The following is a 1,305-nucleotide window of genomic DNA, read 5'->3' as shown; positions in this document are numbered from 1 at the left end:
GCGGGCGCCTTCGCGCTGCTCGCCGACGCCCTGCCGCCGCTCGCCCACCGGCTCGGGGCGCCCCTCGCGGGCAACGCGGCCCGGGTCCTCTTCGACATCCTGGTGACGAGCGTGCCGGTGCCCCGCTCCACGCTCTCCCTCGGCGGCTGTCCGCTGCGCGCGCTGTACCCGATGGCCCCGTTGGCACGCGGCCAGTCGCTGGCGATCGCCCTCTCCTCCTACGGAGAGCAGGTGTACGTGGGGCTCGTGGCCGACGGGAAGGCCGTACCGGATCTGGCCCGGCTGGCGCGCGGGATGAACGAGGAACTGGACGAGCTGCTCAGGATCGCCCCATAGATCGGAGTGATCACCACAGAACTACACAGAACTGCTGTCCCCGAGGTGTTGACGCCACCCAGTCATCCGATGAATATTCGTCGTGATCGTCGTATGCGACGAGACCGGCGGCGCGGAAGCCACCGGCGGAACTTTGGGGAGGCGTCAGCGGTATGCGGCACACCACGCTCGGACACAGTGCGGTCCAGGTGACCGGACTGTCCTTCGGGGCGGCCGGGATCGGCAATCTCTACAGCCCGGTCGAACCGGACCAGGCCACCGCCGCGGTCGACGCCGCCTGGGACGCGGGCATCCGCTACTTCGACACCGCGCCCCACTACGGCCTCGGGCTCTCCGAGCGCCGGCTCGGCGAGGCGCTGCGCGGCCGGCCGCGCGACGCGTACACCCTCTCCACCAAGGTGGGCCGCGTCCTCGAACCCGTACCCGCCGCCGAACTCCCCCCGGACGGACCCGGCGACGACCTCGCCAACGGCTTCGCCGTACCGGCCACCCAGCGCCGGATCTGGGACTTCAGCGCCGACGGCATCCGGCGCAGCATCGAGGACAGTCTCGTCCGCCTCGGCACCGACCGGATCGACATCGTCTACCTGCACGACCCGGACCACCACGAGGACGAGGCGTTCGGCCAGGCGTACCCGGCCCTGGAGAAGCTGCGCGGCGAAGGGGTCGTCGGCGCGATCGGCGCCGGGATGAACGCGACCGCGATGCTCACCCGCTTCGTGCGCGAGACCGACGTCGACGTGGTGCTCTGCGCCGGGCGCTTCACCCTCCTCGACGGGTCCGCCCTCACCGCGCTGCTCCCCGAGGCCGCCGCGCGCGGCAAGAGCGTCGTCGTGGGCGGGGTCTTCAACTCCGGCCTGCTCGCCGACCCCCGGCCCGGCGCGACCTACGACTACGCGGCGGCGCCGGCCGCCCTCCTGGAGCGGGCGCTGCGGATGGACGCCGTCACCCGCCGTCACGGACTGCCGC

The 1,305-nt window shown here is 72.6% G+C and carries 2 protein-coding genes; both read left to right on the top strand.

Features of this window, described 5'->3' with window-relative positions:
- The coding region (locus tag GT042_RS33365) for a WS/DGAT domain-containing protein (protein ID WP_161312423.1) at positions 1–336 on the top strand (336 nt) is incomplete at its 5' end.
- 152 nt (positions 337–488) lie between these two features.
- A partial coding sequence (locus tag GT042_RS33360) for an aldo/keto reductase (protein WP_161312422.1) occupies positions 489–1,305 on the top strand: 817 nt, incomplete at its 3' end.

This window comes from Streptomyces sp. SID3212 (assembly GCF_009865405.1).
Lineage (GTDB): Bacteria > Actinomycetota > Actinomycetes > Streptomycetales > Streptomycetaceae > Streptomyces.
This window is presented reverse-complemented; position numbering and strand designations above follow the sequence as displayed.